Below are 18511 nucleotides of genomic sequence, written 5' to 3'. Positions count from 1 at the left end.
TTTAAACCCTGTTATGCTTCTGGATAATTTCACTTAGTTACTACTTGCTCATCCCGGAGAGTGACAGAAGAGGGATAGTAGCAAAATCTGCTACATATTCTGGCATGACTTCGCTAGGATCATAGACATCATAGCCAAGAGCGCTTAAAAAAGGAACAATCAACGCCATCTTAGTAGCTTCTTCGCCAACAACTTGGTCAAATCGCTTACGCACTTGTTCAGATAGCTTGGCAATCTCTTCAGTAAATCCCATCTTGTTTGCTCCTGGTAGATTAGTGAGTATTGATACGTCTTTTTTGTAAAATAGGAGTGGTTGTAAGGTGACGTAGTACATTTAAATTGAAAGTTTTAGCGCGATCGCCTTTTTTATCACTCCTATAAAAGTATTCCCAAATAAGTACTACCATGTAACACTCATGACCTGTTCATAAGTGCAATAGCATCGGTAATGAATAACAATAAATCAGAAGAATTTTTAATGAAGCCTCAGTCTATGGGGATTCTCAAAAGAAAAATGCTCAAGCTAATTATTCAAGCCCCGCATTTATTTGTGGGGCTTTTAATGCAAGCTAACTTGTTGCTGCTTTGTTTCCATTCTGGCTGCCATTTTTGCTGCCGTTACCATTCATACTAGTAATGAATGATGGTTGCTGTGAACTGGGAACTGGTGACTCGCCTCGCAGTCCCTTGTGGCGTTGGTTCTTAGGAATACCTCCCGCCATACCGTACTCCACACTGCTTTTACCATATTGAGTGGCAACTCCCAACAGCATGTGCTCTGCCATATCTGCCAACTCGCGCTCTGTTTCGAGCATTTCATAGTACAACTTATCAAGGTTAGAAAGAGCAGTGTTATATAAATGCTCTCTAGTTCGCATCGTCTCAATTAGGGCTGAGAACGCCGGTAGAGTAAGTCCATTGCCGACATTTAAATTCGGATCAATTGAGTTGATGCCAGCAGCACGACGCGCTGCTTTTTCTAACACCTGAGAGGTTCTTTTTCTCCGAGCCATGATCTGAACCTTGTAATTTAGTACGGTTAATATTCTTTACTTTAAAAAACTTCCGTATCGATCGGCTTGAGAGAACTCCAGCAATTATCCAATGGTTTTTGTTACATAGCGATGTTGTCATGAATGCGCGATATACCGAAATGAGAAAGCAATCAAGCTTTTGAGAAAGCAATATGTCTTTTTGCTTGCTGAATCTACTGAAATGAGAAAGCAATCAAGCATTTTGAGAAAGCAATATGCCTTTTTACTTGCTGAATCTACCGAAATGAATGCGCGATATACCGAAATGAGAAAGCAATTAAGCTTTTGAGAAAGCAATATGTCTTTTTGCTTGCTAAATCTACCGGAATGGGAAAGCAATCAAGCATTTTGAGAAAGCAATATGCCTTTTTGCTTGCTAAATCTACTGAAACGAGAAAGCAATCAAGCATTTTGAGAAAGCAATATACCTTTTTGCTTACTAAATCTACTGAAAGGAGAAAGCAATATGCTTAATTGTTTATTGAAATTGACTTGAGCAAGTAATTAGAACCTTGACAAGCTTAAGTAAGATATTTTACTTTGAGTTAATTACATTGAAACTCATAGACGCATCTCAGCCGAACCTTGAAAACCTTATAATTCTGTTGAGATGCGTTGAGTTTTTTAGCTAATTAAAAGCTGTTGAGCGCGAATTGCCTTCCTGCAATTGCAAATTATCTTGGTCAGCAAAAGTTTTGAACTCGATCGCATCATGGCTACAAAAGAGGCGCACTTCACTACTGTGGTCGAGTGATAATGCACGCAACTTATCTTGATTAGAAAGTCGAGCCTTGCGGTCTACCTCCATAAACCATTGGTAGGCACGCAAACCAGGTGTGCAAACTCGTTTAGGAGAGCCGATTTCGTGTCGGTAAAAGTAAGCATCGCCTGCATGTAAGAGCCAGCCTTCAGATGTCTCAATAGCGACACCTGCATGACCCCGTGTGTGACCAACGAGCGGTATCAGGAGAATTTCGGGCGGTAATCCTTCGAGGTTACGTACAGCCTCAAAGCCAAACCAAGGTTCACCACCAGCCGAATAATACTTCCAATTTTTTACTTCATCCCACTGGCCAGGGCGGTAACGTTGCGATGAGATAAAGCCCTGCCGTTCCCGCGCTGCTTCAATTTCACTGAGCATTACATGCACGGTTGCTTCTGGAAAATCTTCCAACCCGCCTGCATGGTCAAAATCAAGGTGAGTAAGTACTATGTGGCGGACATCGCGTGGGTTTAAACCAAGCTGTTCAATAGCCGCAACCGCCGTGTATTTTTGTTCAAACTTGATGCGATTCAAATTCATGAAGAAGGGGCTGAGTCTTGATAATGGCGCTTTAATATCGCGCTGACCAAAGCCTGTATCTATAAGAACGAGTCCCTGCTTTGTCTCAATAAGCAGACAGTGACAGACCAGACAGGCTGTTAGCCCACGGCTAAAACCGTCGAAGAGTGCCCCACCAATTGGGCACATACAACCGCAATTAAGATGATGAATACGCATAAATGATTCTACTGAGCATTAATCTCTTTTAAAGATGAAAAAATACGAATAATCACCATACTTAGGAGTGAACAAATTTATGTTTTCACAGAATTTGATTGCTGAGTTAGTTTTGCTGTCTGTGTGTGAAGAAGGCAGGAGGCAGGAGGCAGAAGGTTGCAATACAGTGTAGGCTTCTCTACGAGACGCTACGCGAACAGACCTACACTGATAGCGCAGCGTTAGCGACGCAGGAGCGTCTTGCAGGACACCAAATCAAAGATTTTGGAGTGGGGCTTAAACCCTTGCTCCGCAATGGTTCGCAGCAGAGGGCAGAAGGCAGTATTCTGTCTGCCTCCTGCCCTCTGCCTTCTGCCTTTCTTGCTAAAGTTTAATTAAATCGATTGGCGAGTTTGACTTGCTTGGGTTGTAATTGTGAGAATGAGTCTGACTCGCTACGATCGCATTAGAAATTTATCGCATCTGAGTATGGCAAAGCAGGATGCTCCACTCACAGGAGAAGAACTGATTAAAGAAGTGTGTCGGCGGATTCGGGTAGCCCGCAGCTATTGGGATGCTCACAATAACGCTGCTTGTCGGGGTGAACGCGATCGCGCATTAGCCCTTTACAATACACTGAGCAAAGAACAAAAAGAGCAGATTCCGCAAGTGTTGCGGGTGTGGTTGCGCTATCGCAGTGAGAAGTACTTTGGCGCACACCGAACACCGCCCAAATCAGCACGAAAATCAAAATAGTCTTTACTGGATTTTTAGATAGGGGCAATACTCTGCGGGTACCTGTTGGAAAACTCGTAAAGTATTGCCCCTACAGCGTGTACTTTTGCGTAAGTTCTGTAAACAAATGATTGATGGTTGGAATCAAGGTAAATAAAAATAAAAACTAATGGAAAAACAGCAACTAATAAAATTGCTAATTGGTGATTTTACTTGGCAAAGACTGCTTAAATCTTTTATTTTTATTTATATATTTTTTGCTGGATATGTATATTTTAGGGCAGATAGTATGATTTTTCTATCTCGTCCTTCTAGTTATCAGGATAATCCAGAAATTATTAAGTTAAAAAGTGGAGAAAATACAAATATCTCAGCTACATATTTATTAAAAAATAAAGCTAATTACACTATCCTTTATGCTCATGGAAATTCTGAAGATTTAGGAGATATTAAACAAATCCTAGAAAAATTACACGCATGGGGCTTTAGTGTCTTTGCTTATGATTATCGTGGTTATGGTACGAGTCAAGGAAAGGCGACAGAAAGCCACGCATACGAAGATATTAATAGCGCTTACAATTATTTGACCGAAAATCTAAAAATACCACCTGAAAGAATTATAGTTTTGGGGCGTTCGGTTGGTGGCGGTTCTGCGGTAAACTTAGCAATGCGAAAACCGATAGCTGGTTTAATTATTGAAAGTTCGTTTATTTCTGCTTTTCAAGTAATAGTACCTTTCAGGATTTTACCTTTTGACAAATTTCCCAATCTGGACAATATCAAAAAAGTAAAATGTCCGATACTAGTAATTCATGGCAAAGCAGATGATGTAATTCCTTTTGCTCATGGAGAAAAGTTGTTTAATGCGGCAATATCGCCAAAACTTCATTTGTGGGTTGAAGAGGCAAATCATAATGATTTATTCTCGGTAGCTGAAAAAAAGTATCAGAAAGCTTTGCAAGAGTTTACTACTCTTGTAAAGGCAAATCAGTAATGATCCTCTCATTCTATTCTCCTTTAACCCTCCTTAATCACTCTCGTCATCATAAAATTTGAAACCCTTACTACTCATTGCTTATTTACTTAAATAAACGATTATAACTTTAGTTTGCATAAAAAAAGTCCGCTTTCGCGGACTGTGGACATTGGATAAGGTTAAGTTGTCACCAAGAGTGTCTACAAGATGTTAGACTCAATATTCATTCTTTCCTAGCACACTTTAAAAATCAAGTTCCTCAGAGCAAAGATTAGGACATAACTCATTGATTTAAGTCTTTAAAAAATTATCTAAAAATATATTTTACGGAATTTTAGAAGCGATTTATAAAGTGAAAATAAAATTATTGTAGGGTGTGTTAGGCGCATATTTCGATATTATTTGTCACAAAGAATATGACTGAGCGCCTAACGCACCTTGTTATATAGCGGTGCGTTAGGCTAAAGCCGTAACACACCCTACTTAATATTTTTTTTATAAATGGTATCTTAATTACGTATATAGTCGATACAAAAACTATTCTTCATAAAATAACGGTTAAAATATCGCTCTATTATAATCGAAAACTAGTACTTTATATTACTAATTCATCAGACATAATTAAGATATTTATGTCTGGATTTATATAAAATTTAAGTATTTTTGTTTTCAGACTTAAACCAGGTTTTTGCAAATTTAAATTAAGTAACGTTGAAATTTCACTTAGTTTGAAAGATATTCTGTACCATTTTCTTGCCTACATTCGCCGCCGCCTTATCTAACTCTGCAATCTCGCTGACGTTTAATTGCCAACCTAAAGCACCAATATTCTCTCTTGCCTGTTCTACGCTCTTGGCTCCAGGGATGGGAATGGTTTCTTTACAGATGCACCAATTAATTGCTACCTGTGACATGGTTTTGTTTCTGAACTGTGCCACTTCTTGCAAACATCCCAAAAGCGAACTGCCAGCAGAAGCCGCTCCGCGTCTACGCATTCCTGGTAATATCTGCCTAAACAACAGACCTCGAATACCTTTAGGCAAAGGGTCTTGCTCAGAGTATTTTCCTGTCAGTAGTCCCAAAGCTAGAGGGCTGTAAGCAATCAATTTAATTCCCAACTCATCACAAAGGTCTTTAAGACCTAATTGGGTGACAGGATATGTAGACAACAAAGAGTATTGAACTTGCAGAGTAGTAATAGGAACACCTCGTTCAGCAAACTTTTTCTGCACTTGCTTAAGCTGTTTAGGCCCATAATTGGACAGTCCTACTCCCTTGACCAGTCCTTGCTCATATAAATCCGCAAGACCATCTAACAGCCCTACCTCTTGCCAAGGGGCGTAATTTGCTGTTGACCAGTGCATCTGTACCAAATCTACGTTTTTTCCTAGGCGTTGGGCAGATGACTTGCAAGCCTTTACCATTGATTGACGTGTCCATCTCCACGGGTAAGCAGCAAGCTTAGTTGCAATACAAATATTTTCTTTGTTTGAACCTATATATTCTCGGTTGAATCGTCCCAGAAGTAACTCACTTCGACCATTCAATCTCCCAGTTCCGTAAGAATCACCCGTATCAAATAAAGTCACACCGTTGTTTACGCAAAGGTTAAACACCGCTTGCAACTGGTCATCCATACTTTCGTCATATCCCCAAAGCAGTTGATTGCCCCAGGCCCAAGTTCCACAGCCCATACTTGGGAGGGAGAGTTTTTGGAGAGTCTGCATGTTTGCTCTCTGTAGATTGCCTTATTAATTATCAGGCATATATTGCAGGTATTAACGCACAAGTAGCAGGATTAGCTGATAAATGAGGAGAATCTTCTAGCAGTCGTGCAACCTTGTCTATTTTGTTTTAAAAGTTGACAAATATTTTGGATATTCACCAAAGTAGGTTCGCTACTTTGGTATTAGATAATATACATTTTTAGTTGCTTTTAACTAGCAACTTAATCACTAAGTATTAAGATATTGTCGAATTTGCAAGAAGCCTAGCTTTCTGAGTCCAAGCGTTATTAAAAAACCCAACCTCTGGCACTTCTAATTCAAATGAATGAGGTGGTGATTGTAGCAATAAGGACGAACCTTTGTCATGAGCCTCCACTAAATTAACTATCCAGGGAAGAAAGTCTAAGATTTCTTTTGGTAGCACAGTTAATTCGAAGTCCCACATCAAATTAAGACCTCGGCAAACTTGTCCTTTTCTGAACGTCGCCACTTTCCCAGCACTCTTGTTTATAGCCAGTCGAAGAATGAACGGACGGAATGGGACAAATTCATCAGGTGCGGTATAAGCGTATACATTTACATAGTTCAGTCTTTCCCTACGATCCATCCAAGATGCGATCGGGGAATTACTACTATAAGATGTACCAGTTACGATCACCGGCATATTCATAGAAGCAGCAAAGTTAGAGTAGAACTTATGCCTTAATTCGCTAACAATATGTTTAGCTTCTGGGTTCATGGTTACTACACTTGTTACAAAAACGATACCTACGGTAAACTACGCTAACGCTAATCAACAGAAGCACAAAAAAAGGCAGACGGCCTTCTTGTCTGCCCTCAAGACTTTAGAGCTAAATTCTTAGGTTTAGACCTTAATAGCGGCGAGAGGAACCACCATCACCACCCCTTCTACCACCAGAGGAACCTCCATCAGTCTTGGGTTTAGCTTTATTCACTTTTAAGCTCCTACCCATCCACTCAGCATTATCAAGGGCTTCAATTGCTGCTGTTTCTTGTGCGTCTGATTCCATTTCTACAAAGCCGAAACCTCTCATCCGACCTGTTTCTCGGTCGATAGGTAATTGAACATTTTTTACCGTTCCGTATTCTGCAAAAACGTGGCGGAGGTCATCTTCTTTAACCTCATAAGATAGATTACCAACGTAAATTGACATACAATATCTCCAGAATCAGAGGGTGCAGAGATTTAGATGCGGAGAGGTCTGTAATACAAGTATCTATAAAAACAAACTACACAGCCGAATTTAATCTTCTATCGATACTTTATCATAAATTGAAAACTTATGTTCATAAGCAACATTATACTCATTTGTTGAACTAAATATCTGGACGGTTGGCGAAACTCTTTTAAAATGAACCTACCAGCGATCGCACTAAATTTTAAGTTACAAAAAATTCAATTACTGTTACTTATTTCTCTTCCCAAAGGATTAGTAATATTGAAATTTGATTCACCCAAAATTACAAAAGATGGAATTAAATAAAACCAGTGCGATCGCTTGTAACGTAAAATTAGTTTTCATCCGGCATTTGCTAACACCTTGACACCCATGTATTGCGACTACCTTATCCAAATCCTGACTGCCCGTGTATATGATGTTGCCCAGGAAACACCACTGGAGTATGCACCAAACTTGTCTGCGCGGCTGAATAATCAACTCCTATTGAAACGTGAGGATATGCAGTCAGTATTTTCCTTTAAACTGCGGGGTGCTTATAACAAAATGGTGCAACTACCATCAGATGTATTAGCACAGGGTGTAATTGCAGCGTCTGCGGGCAACCATGCTCAAGGAGTTGCCCTTGCAGCCAATCGCTTGGGAACCAAAGCAATTATCGTCATGCCAATAACCACACCTCAAGTCAAGGTAGATGCAGTGAGAATGAGGGGCGGAGCAGTCGTGTTACATGGAAACACCTACGACGATGCTTATAGCTATGCTCGTGAATTAGAAGTGGAAAAAGGTTTGACCTTTATTCATCCCTTTGATGACCCTCATGTAATTGCTGGACAAGGAACCATCGGGATGGAAATTTTACGACAATATCAGCAGCCCATCCATGCAATTTTTGTCGCAATTGGAGGTGGGGGATTGATTTCTGGGATTGGGGCTTATGTGAAACGATTGCGTCCCGAAATCAAGATTATTGGTGTTGAACCAGTAGATGCTGATGCGATGTCTCAATCGCTCAAAGCTGGACATCGGGTGCGCTTATCTCAAGTGGGGTTATTTGCTGATGGCGTGGCGGTACGAGAAGTAGGTGAAGAAACCTTCCGTTTATGTCAGCAGTATGTAGATGAAATCATTTTGGTGGATACTGATGATACTTGTGCTGCGATTAAAGACGTATTTGAGGATACGCGATCAATTTTAGAGCCAGCCGGTGCATTAGCGATCGCAGCTGCCAAAGCCTACGCAGAACGAGAACAAATTGAGGGACAAACCTTAATTGCCGTAGCCTGTGGTGCAAACATGAATTTTGATCGTCTCCGCTTTGTGGCAGAACGGGCCCAGTTAGGCGAACGTCGGGAAGCAATCTTTGCAGTCACAATTCCTGAAGAACGGGGAAGTATTCGCCAGTTTTGTGAATGCATTGGCAACCGTAATCTTACAGAGTTTAATTATCGCATTGCTGATGAAAAAACAGCCCATATTTTTGTAGGTGTGCAAATTCAAAACCGTGCTGATGCTGCAAAGATGGTAGAAACCTTTGAAGCTCAAGGATTTGAAACTCTTGATTTAACAGACGATGAACTAACTAAATTACATCTGCGGCACATGGTGGGTGGGCACTCTCCCCTAGCTCATAATGAATTACTTTACCGTTTTGAGTTTCCCGAACGTCCTGGCGCATTGATGAAGTTTGTGACTTCCATGAGTCCCGACTGGAATATTAGCCTTTTTCACTACCGTAATAACGGTGCAGACTACGGACGAATAGTAGTTGGTATCCAGGTTCCTCCCCATGAGATGGAAGAGTGGCAAGCTTTTCTCGATAACCTGGGCTATCGCTATTGGGATGAAAACAAGAATCCCGCATACAAGCTGTTTTTGGGATAGGCGAGGAATGGGGAATGGGGAATGGGGAATGGGGAATAGGGAGGAAAGATGATTACTTTGAGCTTTGAACTCGGAACTTCGACTTCTGAACACAAAGCATAAAGCGCCAAGCTTAGAACTTACTATTCCCAATTCCCAATCCCCAATGCCCATTTAACGAGCCTTCGATATCAGATTGGAATCCCAAGTATAGAAGCCGATTTCGTTAGGAACCCTAGAGAATCTGCCTGTCCGATAGCCTCTAGATAATTCATTCAACACCTTATTTTTGATCTCTCTAATTTGCTGAGAATCTAGTTCTCCATAAATTCCGGTGATGACTTCAGCAACGCTGAAAACTTTACCTGGATTTTCTTCAAACAGAGAGGTGAGAGCATCAATTAAGAATTGACCCTCAAAGGCTTTGAGCATCGGTACTGTTTTTGACGGAGGTACAAAAGGCTTCTTATTTTTGTTTCTAGAAGCACCATTGCGTTTATTTGGGGCTACCAAATTTAAATCCAGAGTATAACAACCTGGCTCATCGGGAATAGTTACCCAGTAATTCCTTTCTCTACCTTGGGTGAGGGAAGATTGAACCCTACCTTTAACTACTTTGAATAAATTGGAATCTAACTCTCCATAGAGCGATCGCACGATAAAATCGATATGACAAACAGTGCCTATCTGCTCTTGCAATAGCTGTTTAATGGCTTCCATTCGGGAGATAGCGTGATTGTACTGGGGTAGCATAGGGATTTCTGCCACCCTCGTTGAACTATCGTTGTTCTCTGAGGCTATCTTTGCATCTGGCGATGTAGTTGGAAGTTTTCTCTCTTTTGTATCAACAGCAGCAGAAAAGGAATTATCGATCTCAACCTTATCCGAGTCTGTGGGTTCTGACTGTAGAGACTCCACCAAGCTGATTTCGTCCATGTCATCAAGAGGCGATAAAAACCGCAGAGAGCCTTCTGGGGAAACATTTGAGGTTTCATCAGCCGCCGTCAGTCTTGATATCTGCTTGTTGGGATCTGAAAAAGACCAGTTAGACAACAACGCTTCTACATGATCGAGTTGCGATCGCGCCTGCACAAAAAGGCGTTCATACTCTTCCGTGAGGCGAGCATAATAGTCTCGTAATTCCAACAGTGGTGAAAGAAAAGTGCCCGGAGGTGGTTCTAATTGTCCATTTTGAGTCATAAGGCTTCAATCAATTTAAATCGATGTCACTTTTGTAAGACATTGGTCTGGGTTTTGCCTTTTGAGATGTTGGCTGAGATTTCTTAGGTGCTTGGGGAGGGCGACATCTCTCACAATATAAAGGTCGAGGCCCGAACGTCTCGCGTTTTGTCAGATCGTTACACTCTTTACAGACAAACTGGAAAACACGAGTATGAATCTGTCTTTTGTGCGCCCTGACAGTGTATTCTCTAACATCAATGAATTTACTTGCCATAATCAGGATTGTGAATTGCCTTCGGATCAATGTCCTATCAATATAGCTATTCAAGCAAATCAAACTGCATCAGTGTGTGTTTATGTAGAAGTTTTATTCAAATCAGTGAATTTGACATTGAACATAAAGTACAGATGAGCAACTTGAGAGTTAGCCATTGACTATCATCTCAGCATATAGTTGATGATGAGCAAAAACTACCACCATTTCTATGATGCTTGATTGTGAATACAATTCCCACTGCCTATAACTAGCTGCTGTTGCCTAACGTGATGCACTTTCGATACAAATGGGTAGTCTTCAACTAAAGCACAATCTCTCTCAATCATGCCAGTTTTGTAAATTGAAAAGCACATATCGGAATAATCTTGCCAAGAAAAGGCAAGCATAAGCTAGTAGTTCGCTTTCGTGACGAAAGCGGGGTAAGGGGGAAGGAGGAAAGGTTTTAAATCCCTTACCCTTTCCCCAGACCTCACAAGCGCATTTTTGGGTTGGCAGACTACTAGTTTGGCTGGATAAGATTACACTTCGACAATAGTTTCTTAAAGACCTTTTAGAGGTGCTTGAATAGACTGTGAATTAAATCTTACCAGAGTATCCTTTAGTCCCTGATTTTGATTCATCTGGATGCAGAAACGATTTTCATCGACCTCATCAGGGAAATTGAGCATAGGGGAGTGCAAGATTATTCGCTTCTACTTTTATTGATGGAAAAATCAAGTTATTACCAGTGTGTATAATTGCCAATTATATAAAGTAGACCACTTTTAAGCCCTCTTCCCCATAGTAGATGGGTGACGAGTAGCAAAGCAATTTATGTATAAAGAAGAACCACCTCCCGTTTTTAAGAAGGCGGTTCTCACAGCTAATCAAAATATCAGAGAAAGTCCAAGACTCCCGAATGTTGAATTGAATTAACCAAGATTGACTTTGACGGCTTTGTGTTTTTCTGATTCCGCTTTCGGCAAAGTTAACTGGAGAATACCATTTTTGTACTCAGCTTGCACTTTGTCATTTTGAATTTGGGAAGGTAACGGGATTATCCTCTGAAATTTCCCATAACGGAACTCAGACCGAGTAATACCGTTTTCTTCACTCTTGGTTTCAGTTTTACGCTCACCGGTAATCGAAATTGATTCGGGAGTTGCTTCTACATTGATATCTTTTGGTTCTAGACCAGGTACTTCTAGTTTCAAGCGAATTGCATCATCAGTTTCTTCTAGTTCAGCAGCAGGACTAAATATAAATCCAGACCTCTCACCACCATTAGTAGTTGGCATCAATCTGTCAAATAAACGATTCATTTGCCTCTGCAAGGTGTCGATTTCTCGGAATGGTTCCCAAGATTCAGTATCCCGAAATGGTTCTAAACGTTCACTATCCCGGAATGGGTTCCAACGCACCAGTGCCATAACTATCACCTCTAAGATGAACTATTTTGTCTTAGGAGGCTCAATTTCAAGCTTCTTAGCTTGCAAACAGCTGATAAAATGGTTATTAAGCAATCTTAAATTGCACAAAGCTCAATCTCAAGCTTCCTAGTTATTAGACTAAATCAACCTTCAAGTTGAGCAGGTTCGGTTTTATAACAATGTGCGATCGCAATAACCGTACCTGCTCAAATGCTCACAAAAAATCAGGAATTTCTACATCCTTCTAGAGACGTAACACTTCCAATACTTTTCGGTTAAGGGGGAAAGGGGAAAGGGAAAGGGTTTGAATTTCCCTTTCCCCTTTAACCTTTCCCCAGACCAAAAGAGAGATTATTGGGTTTATCCGAAAAGTATTGGTAACACTTCTACATCTCTACTCCTGACTTGTAGCAGGCGGTGCAGCAGGTTGCGATTGAGGTTGTTGGCGTAAACGGCGCAACGAGTCCCGCAACTTGTTCTGGTTAGAGCTATCTCTTCGCCGCCGCCGATTTGCGGTTGGTTGTGGCTTTTGTGATGAATTACTACCCGCTCGTTCAGTACGGATACGGCGTAGAGATTCTCTTGCACTTCCTTGAGAAGGAGTTGTCCTAGCTCCAGATGATGAGTTTGTACTAGTACTTTCCCTTCTTTGAGGTTCCAGTCGCCGACTAAATCCAGATATTGCCGGTCTTGTGACCGTAGCTTGATTAGATGAGGGTGCCAACTCTCTGCGCCTACGTTTTGGGGTTTCTTCTGTGGAATTAGCAGCCGTCGTCTGTTGCGTTCTCTCTTCTGCTTCTCTTTGTCGTTTCCGTTCTTGAACTTGGCGCGATCGCCGGGAACCTTGTATGGCAAATTCAGTGGCTATTGATACCCCTTGTCTACCACCTTCTGCGGGTTTTAATTTCCAGTCACGCGCCTGTCTTACAGTTTCTTCGTCCAAATCGCGGTTTCCACTGGAGCGAGCAATCCGCACATTGGTAACATTGCCTTGTGCGTCAGTATCAACAGCTACTTCTACTCTACCTTCAACTCCTCGCCGCCTTGCTGCTTCTGGATATTTGGCATTACATTCGCGGCAGGCTGCACGACCATTACCATTACCTGAACTGTTAATTTTTGGAGGTGTTGGTGCTGTTGGCGCTGTTGCTACTGGCGGACGATTTTCTGTTTGATTACCAGTACCTGAGCCAATACCACTGCCATTACCTGAGCCAATACCACTACCATTACCTGAGCCAATACCACTACCATTACCTGAGCCAACACCACTACCATTACCTGAGCCAACACCACTACCATTACCTGAGCCAATGCCACCACCAGTGCCAGTGCCAGTTCCTCCACCAGCGCCAGTACCGCTACTTGTACCTACAGCAATACCACTACCTGAGCCTAAACCAACACCAGAGCCGCCACCGCCACCACCGCCACCACTACTCTGAGGAGCAACGGTTGTCACAGGGACGAATGGTTTCGGAGCAATTTGCGTATTTGTTGGCTGTGGGTTTTGAGTAGTTTGTTTTGGTTGTTCAACTGCTTCAATTTTTGGTCTTTCAATCAATTCTTGTACTGGTTTTTGTACTTGTGGAGTTTCTATAGATTGTTTTTGAACAACTTCAGGTTCTTTTTTGGGTTCTTCTAGAATTTTTTCAAGTGGTTTTTCTGGTTCCGCGGCCGGAGAATCGACGATCGCCACCTCTATCGCTTCATCTTCTCCTGTAGGCACTCTCGTCAAATAATTACTTATGCCTGAGGACAGTACGCCGATATGCAGCGCCAGTGAACCTATCAGACTGTAAGTCAGAAAAGACTTGAGAGCCTCAACTTCTTTGGAACGTTGCTCGACAGTAATGCCAGAAAAGCTCATAGCTATTGCTACCTATTCTCACTAATTTAGCCATCTTAGAATGCAAGGTTACAAATATCAAGTAAAGAATTAAAATTAATTGGAATATAGTTACGGAACCCTTCACTAGCAAAAACATCTTTTAAAACCACCAATATCATGGTTTTTGAACAAAATTAATTTTTATTTCAATTCAATTAAATTTTTTTATGTAAAGCAAACGAACAATTAAATAAAAATCATGATGGCTACATTTGAAAAATTTATCATTATATTTTATATTTTATTGAGAAAAAGTTTCAGTTTTGAACTAGATTCTGGTAGTCTGATTTTGTATTGTGAGATGACGTGATAGAGGCACTACATGGGAATTCAGAATTTGTTTGCAGCAGGTGGTATCGTCATGTGGCCCCTGTTGGCGTTTTCGGTATTGGGTGTGGCACTGATCATTGAGCGGATCAGATTTTGGGTAAGGATTAATCAGCGTCAAAATCGGGTGGTGCGAGATGTTTTGAATCTCTACCGTCTCGATAATGTTGTCGGTGCAATGGATAAACTTCAGAAAAACGCAGATTTACCACTCGCCCGGATTTTTCTAGCGGCTTTAGAATTAGAGGAGCCAAATCCAGAGGAATTTCGTTTGGCGTTAGAAAGTGAATCGCAGGCTGAGATACCTGTTTTAAAACGTTTCCAAAACCTTTTCGAGACAATCATTAGTCTGGCACCATTGTTAGGTCTTCTCGGCACAGTATTAGGATTGATAGCCTCCTTTGCTTCCTTAAATCTTGGTGACGTAGGAGGTAGCAAAACCGCAAGTGTTACGGCTGGGATTAGTGAAGCTCTAGTATCAACAGCATCAGGATTGATAGTTGCTATATTCATACTCATGTTTGCCAATACCTTCCGGGGACTGTATCAACGGCAAATTGCACTAATTCAAGAGTATGGGGGACAGTTAGAATTACTTTACCGCCGCCGCTATGAACGAGGAGAAAAAACTTATGCGTCTACCAGATGAGCCAGAACTTCCATTACAGATCAACATCGTACCGATGATTGACGTGATTTTTGCAATTTTGACATTTTTTATCATGTCAACTTTGTTTTTAACCCGCTCAGAAGGTTTACCAGTAAATTTACCGAAGGCCAGCACAGCGAAACAACAGCAAGTTCCCACTAGAATTACCATTACGGTAGATGACAAAGAACAGGTAAGTTTAAACCGGAAACCGATAGCAGTTGATGATGTGACAGAGCAAGTACGTGCTTTAGTTGGTTCTAACCCAGACGTGTTGGTGATTATTAATGCTGATGAGAAAGTTGATTATGGTCGAGTAGTAGCGGTGATGGATCGGGTTCGTAAAGTTGAAGGGGCAAAGTTAGCGATCGCTACCCAAAAATAAAAAGTAGAAATATTGTACATCAGAAGTTCAGAGAGTCAGGAAAATTTGATATTCTGACTCCTAACTCCTTTCTATCTAAAAACTAATATCAGCTACCGTTACGCATCTGCAATTCTTGATATATAAGTTTAAGTAATAATTCTTGGTGGGAATGGATGAAAAAGTGGTCGCCGTTGAACTCATGTAATGAGAAAGCAGCGATGGTCTGTTCTCGCCATGCTTGCAAAGCTTCATGACCAACATCTTGGTCTTGCAAACCACCAAAAACACTAATAGGACACTCCAATGGCTGCTTTGGAGTGTAAATATAAGTTTCTAGAACTGCAAAATCTGCCCGCAAAATCGGGAGAAATATCTGCATTAGTTCCTCGCTTTCTAACACTGCTTTGGGTGTACCGTTAAGGCTGCGTAGCTCGTCCTGCAAATCATGGTCTGATAGGATGTGCAGGGGTGGTTTTATGGGTGGTAATTGTGGAGCGCGACGAGCAGAGACGAAGAGGTGAAAGGGAGTAAGATTATACTGAGAGCGAAGTAGACGGGTCAACTCAAAGCTAACTAACCCGCCCATACTATGACCGAAGAAGGCGAATGGTTTGTCTAAGTATGGTAACAGAACTGGTGCGATCGCTTCCACAAGAGGTTCTAATCGCGTCAAGGGTGCTGACTTAATCTGTCTTCCCCGTCCCAGATATTCCACAGCACAGACTTCGACATTACGCGGTAGATTATTAGGCCAAGTGCGAAAAATTGCTGCGCTACCACCAGCGTAGGGGAAGCAGAATAAACGCAAGTTTGCTTGCGGATTTGGTTGAGGACAGATAACCCAGGAATTGAAGCTTGGTGTAGTTGTCATAATAGAGCTTAGAGTTGGATAACACAACTCTGCTTTAATTTTTAAGTATATTAACTGATAATCTTATGACAGGAATGGAACCTTGGGCGATATCAGCCGTTAGCGGTGTCGCCGCGATGGTTTTTCAAAGCGGTGGCCAAGCTTTAGGAGTATTGGGCAAAACTCTGGATGAAAAAACCAAAAAGTTAATTTTTGCTGCATCAAAGCAATATGAAAAGAACTATGAAGAACGGCATGGCATTCTCAAAGTATTAGGAATGCGTGAACCTGTCAAGCTGGAATCGCTCTATACAGCAGTGCAGTTTTTAGATGATGATACTATTCAGAGTTTTGAATCTATTGAGAATTTAGAAAATTTCTATCGTCAAGCTAAAGTCAGAAGGTTTCAATCTCAAGATAAGTGCAAACAAAAAGGAATAAAAGTTGCTAACGATAAGCAATATCTGATGGTACTTGGTGGCCCTGGTGCTGGAAAGTCTACATTTGTGCGGAAGATGGGACTAGAAGCGCTCAAAGGTAAAAAAGGAGGGTTTAAACACGCTTGCATTCCAGTTTTTATTGAATTGAAAAGGTTTGCATCTAGCAATATTAATATTGAAACGTTCATTGCTGAAGAGTTTCGTATTTGCGGCTTTCCATCACCTGATGAATTTGCAGCCAAAGCTTTAGAAGAAGGTAAGTTACTAATTTTGCTGGATGGTTTGGATGAAGTACCAACAAAAAACTTGACTGAGGCAATTAGCCAAATTCAAAATTTTGTTGACAAATATGATCAAAATCGTTTCATTGCCTCCTGTCGAACGGCAGCTTATCGCAGCGCTTTTCGTCGCTTTAGCGATGTATCAATGGCAGACTTTGATGATACCCAAATTCAGCAATTTATTTATAACTGGTTTCATTCAGATGTAGATAAGCAGGAGAAGACAGGCGAGAAATGCTGGGAGTTACTGCAAAAACTAGAACATGAAGCTGCAAAAGAGTTGGCACACACACCTTTATTGTTGACATTTCTGTGTTTAGTTTATGACCGTTCCCAAAGTTTTCCAAATAATCGTAGTGTTCTTTACCGGAAGGCACTGCGGATATTGCTAGAAGAGTGGGCATCAGAAAAGCGAATTCTCAGAGAAGAGATTTATCAAGGACTGCATACAGAATTAGAAGAGATATTACTATCAGAGATTGCTTATACAGGTTTTGAGTCTGACAGACTGTTCTTTTCTGGGCGTGATATTGTTCAGCAAATCAAAACATTCTTAGCAAGTAATCTTAATGCACCTCAACATTTAGATGGGGAATCAGTGCTGAATGCGATCGCTGTTCAACAAGGAATTTTAGTAGAACGAGCTGAGGATGTCTTTTCTTTCTCTCATCTAACGCTACAGGAATATTTAACAGCACAATATATTGATGACCATCGCCAAGTTGAGAAGTTAGTTACTGAACACATAACAGATAAACGCTGGAAAGAGGTGTTTTTGTTAGTAGCCGGGTTAATGCGTAGTGGTGCAGATGATTTGCTGCTGCTGATGGAAAAGGAAGCGCAAAAATATATTAATACCCCGAAGTTACAAGCTTTATTAAACTGGGCTGAACAGGTAACAGTTGGATCAGCAGGGGATTTTAAACCTGTGGGTAAACGTGCAGTTGCGATCGCCAACTCCTACGTCAACTCCAATTCCAATTCCAATACCAATACTACTAACCCTATCGCCAATTCCTACGTTAAGTCCAACGCCAATGCCAACGCCATCGCCAATGCCATCGCCAATGCCATCGCCAACATTAACAGCAACGTCAACGTCAACGCTTACGCCAACACCAAAGCCGTCGCCATCGTCATCACGATCGCCATTGTCAAAGCTATCGACCACTCTCGTGAACTGGAAAAATTAAAAATCTTCGATAAAATCAACTTGACTGTGCTGATTGCTCGACTAGAAGCACTCAAAGTTCAGGTTCCTGATGATCGACAGCAACCAGAAATACTTCAAGCATTTGCTAAGTGCTTCCAAGAAACCTTACTTAATGCTTTCTATCTCACCCCAGAAATGGTCAATTTATCTAAGGAAGAAGCAGATGCACTCAACAATTATCTATACGCCAATAACCTGATTATCCAGTGTAAACAAGCAGCAGTGCGGGTATCGCCCCAAACCTGGGAAGCAATTGAGGCGCGGATGTTGTTGGTTCCAGGTAGTTAAGCAACAATAAAAAATGAAACGGTAGCCAGATTAAACGCTCCATGAGTTCATTACAACAGGCTAAAGATACAAAAACTCGAACCTTTACAGCAATCTTGCATTGGGAAGAGGATGTTTCTGTAGCTGAACGTCCAGAGGTGGGAACCGCCAGCCAAGGAGAGACAATAGAAGAAGCGATCAAAATTATACATAACTTACGCATTGAAAACCTGAAATCTCGATCCCCCCTAACCCCCCTTTTTAAAGGGCTACGGTGTACACACAAATCATCTGATCCCCCTAAATCCCCCTTAAAAAGGGGGACTTGAAGAAATTTCCCCCCT

At 41.3% G+C, this 18511-nt stretch carries 19 protein-coding genes; 7 read left to right on the top strand and 12 right to left on the bottom strand.

Annotated features, from left to right (window positions below; all coding sequences use genetic code 11):
- Window positions 1-40: 40 nt before the first annotated feature.
- From G1O98_RS28445 to G1O98_RS28435, 3 genes are all read right to left on the bottom strand, one after another.
- On the bottom strand, window positions 41-253 hold the full coding sequence (locus G1O98_RS28445) for a hypothetical protein (RefSeq protein ID WP_243458566.1): 213 nt from the start codon (window positions 251-253) through the stop codon (window positions 41-43).
- Between the two features lie 316 nt (window positions 254-569).
- On the bottom strand, window positions 570-1013 hold the full coding sequence (locus tag G1O98_RS28440) for a hypothetical protein (RefSeq protein ID WP_163935162.1): 444 nt from the start codon (window positions 1011-1013) through the stop codon (window positions 570-572).
- A 649-nt stretch (window positions 1014-1662) separates the two neighbouring features.
- A complete protein-coding gene (locus G1O98_RS28435; RefSeq protein ID WP_163935159.1) occupies window positions 1663-2535 on the bottom strand; it encodes an MBL fold metallo-hydrolase in 873 nt (290 codons plus the stop codon).
- Window positions 2536-2660: 125 nt separating this feature from the next.
- Here G1O98_RS28435 and G1O98_RS28430 point away from each other — a divergent pair, with 125 nt between their 5' ends.
- The 3 genes from G1O98_RS28430 to G1O98_RS28420 all read left to right on the top strand — a co-directional run bounded on the left by G1O98_RS28430 (window position 2661) and on the right by G1O98_RS28420 (window position 4243).
- Window positions 2661-2909 (top strand): hypothetical protein, encoded by a 249-nt coding sequence (locus G1O98_RS28430; RefSeq protein WP_163935156.1) that lies wholly within the window; start codon window positions 2661-2663, stop codon window positions 2907-2909.
- 94 nt (window positions 2910-3003) lie between these two features.
- A complete protein-coding gene (locus G1O98_RS28425; RefSeq protein ID WP_163935165.1) occupies window positions 3004-3270 on the top strand; it encodes a Precorrin-3B methylase in 267 nt (88 codons plus the stop codon).
- A 148-nt stretch (window positions 3271-3418) separates the two neighbouring features.
- Window positions 3419-4243, top strand: a complete 825-nt coding sequence (locus tag G1O98_RS28420; RefSeq protein ID WP_163935155.1) for an alpha/beta hydrolase — start codon at window positions 3419-3421, stop codon at window positions 4241-4243.
- Between the two features lie 701 nt (window positions 4244-4944).
- Here the strand turns inward: G1O98_RS28420 and G1O98_RS28415 are convergent.
- The 3 genes from G1O98_RS28415 to G1O98_RS28405 form a co-directional block, all read right to left on the bottom strand.
- Window positions 4945-5952, bottom strand: a complete 1008-nt coding sequence (locus tag G1O98_RS28415; RefSeq protein ID WP_163935150.1) for an aldo/keto reductase — start codon at window positions 5950-5952, stop codon at window positions 4945-4947.
- A gap of 235 nt (window positions 5953-6187) precedes the next feature.
- Complete coding sequence (locus G1O98_RS28410) at window positions 6188-6622, bottom strand: hypothetical protein (protein ID WP_243458564.1); 435 nt, start codon at window positions 6620-6622, stop codon at window positions 6188-6190.
- A 202-nt stretch (window positions 6623-6824) separates the two neighbouring features.
- On the bottom strand, window positions 6825-7127 hold the full coding sequence (locus G1O98_RS28405; protein WP_094327537.1) for an RNA-binding protein: 303 nt from the start codon (window positions 7125-7127) through the stop codon (window positions 6825-6827).
- Window positions 7128-7523: 396 nt separating this feature from the next.
- On the opposite strand from G1O98_RS28405, the gene ilvA reads away from it, so the two are divergent.
- Window positions 7524-9035 carry a threonine ammonia-lyase, biosynthetic gene (gene ilvA, locus G1O98_RS28400; RefSeq protein ID WP_163935143.1) on the top strand — a complete coding sequence of 504 codons (1512 nt, stop codon included), beginning with the start codon at window positions 7524-7526 and terminating at the stop codon, window positions 9033-9035.
- A 153-nt stretch (window positions 9036-9188) separates the two neighbouring features.
- Here the strand turns inward: ilvA and G1O98_RS28395 are convergent, their stop codons facing one another.
- From G1O98_RS28395 to G1O98_RS28380, 5 genes are all read right to left on the bottom strand, one after another.
- Complete coding sequence (locus G1O98_RS28395) at window positions 9189-10214, bottom strand: hypothetical protein (protein WP_163935140.1); 1026 nt, start codon at window positions 10212-10214, stop codon at window positions 9189-9191.
- Between the two features lie 10 nt (window positions 10215-10224).
- Window positions 10225-10470, bottom strand: coding sequence for a hypothetical protein (locus tag G1O98_RS28390; RefSeq protein ID WP_114083336.1), 246 nt, complete (start codon window positions 10468-10470; stop codon window positions 10225-10227).
- A 209-nt stretch (window positions 10471-10679) separates the two neighbouring features.
- Window positions 10680-10859, bottom strand: a complete 180-nt coding sequence (locus tag G1O98_RS39495) for a hypothetical protein (protein ID WP_207794517.1) — start codon at window positions 10857-10859, stop codon at window positions 10680-10682.
- Between the two features lie 525 nt (window positions 10860-11384).
- Window positions 11385-11882 carry an Hsp20/alpha crystallin family protein gene (locus tag G1O98_RS28385; protein WP_163935137.1) on the bottom strand — a complete coding sequence of 166 codons (498 nt, stop codon included), beginning with the start codon at window positions 11880-11882 and terminating at the stop codon, window positions 11385-11387.
- A 394-nt stretch (window positions 11883-12276) separates the two neighbouring features.
- Window positions 12277-13752, bottom strand: a complete 1476-nt coding sequence (locus G1O98_RS28380) for a TonB family protein (RefSeq protein WP_163935134.1) — start codon at window positions 13750-13752, stop codon at window positions 12277-12279.
- Between the two features lie 343 nt (window positions 13753-14095).
- Here G1O98_RS28380 and G1O98_RS28375 point away from each other — a divergent pair, with 343 nt between their 5' ends.
- Together G1O98_RS28375 and G1O98_RS28370 are read left to right on the top strand one after the other, a co-directional pair.
- Window positions 14096-14749, top strand: coding sequence for a MotA/TolQ/ExbB proton channel family protein (locus G1O98_RS28375; RefSeq protein WP_163935132.1), 654 nt, complete (start codon window positions 14096-14098; stop codon window positions 14747-14749).
- Window positions 14733-15134 (top strand): biopolymer transporter ExbD, encoded by a 402-nt coding sequence (locus G1O98_RS28370; RefSeq protein WP_163935129.1) that lies wholly within the window; start codon window positions 14733-14735, stop codon window positions 15132-15134. The genes G1O98_RS28375 and G1O98_RS28370 overlap by 17 nt, the downstream gene beginning before the upstream one ends.
- An 88-nt stretch (window positions 15135-15222) precedes the next feature.
- Here G1O98_RS28370 and G1O98_RS28365 read toward each other — a convergent pair whose 3' ends face one another.
- Window positions 15223-15987 carry a thioesterase II family protein gene (locus G1O98_RS28365; protein ID WP_163935126.1) on the bottom strand — a complete coding sequence of 255 codons (765 nt, stop codon included), beginning with the start codon at window positions 15985-15987 and terminating at the stop codon, window positions 15223-15225.
- Between the two features lie 65 nt (window positions 15988-16052).
- On the opposite strand from G1O98_RS28365, the gene G1O98_RS28360 reads away from it, so the two are divergent.
- Entirely contained in the window at window positions 16053-18188 is a 2136-nt protein-coding gene (locus tag G1O98_RS28360) for an NACHT domain-containing protein (RefSeq protein WP_163935122.1), read from the top strand.
- Window positions 18189-18511: the final 323 nt, after the last annotated feature.

The organism is Nostoc sp. UIC 10630 (assembly GCF_010747425.1).
GTDB lineage: Bacteria > Cyanobacteriota > Cyanobacteriia > Cyanobacteriales > Nostocaceae > Nostoc.
Note: the sequence above shows the minus strand (reverse complement) of the source record. Positions and strands in the feature narration are given on the sequence as shown.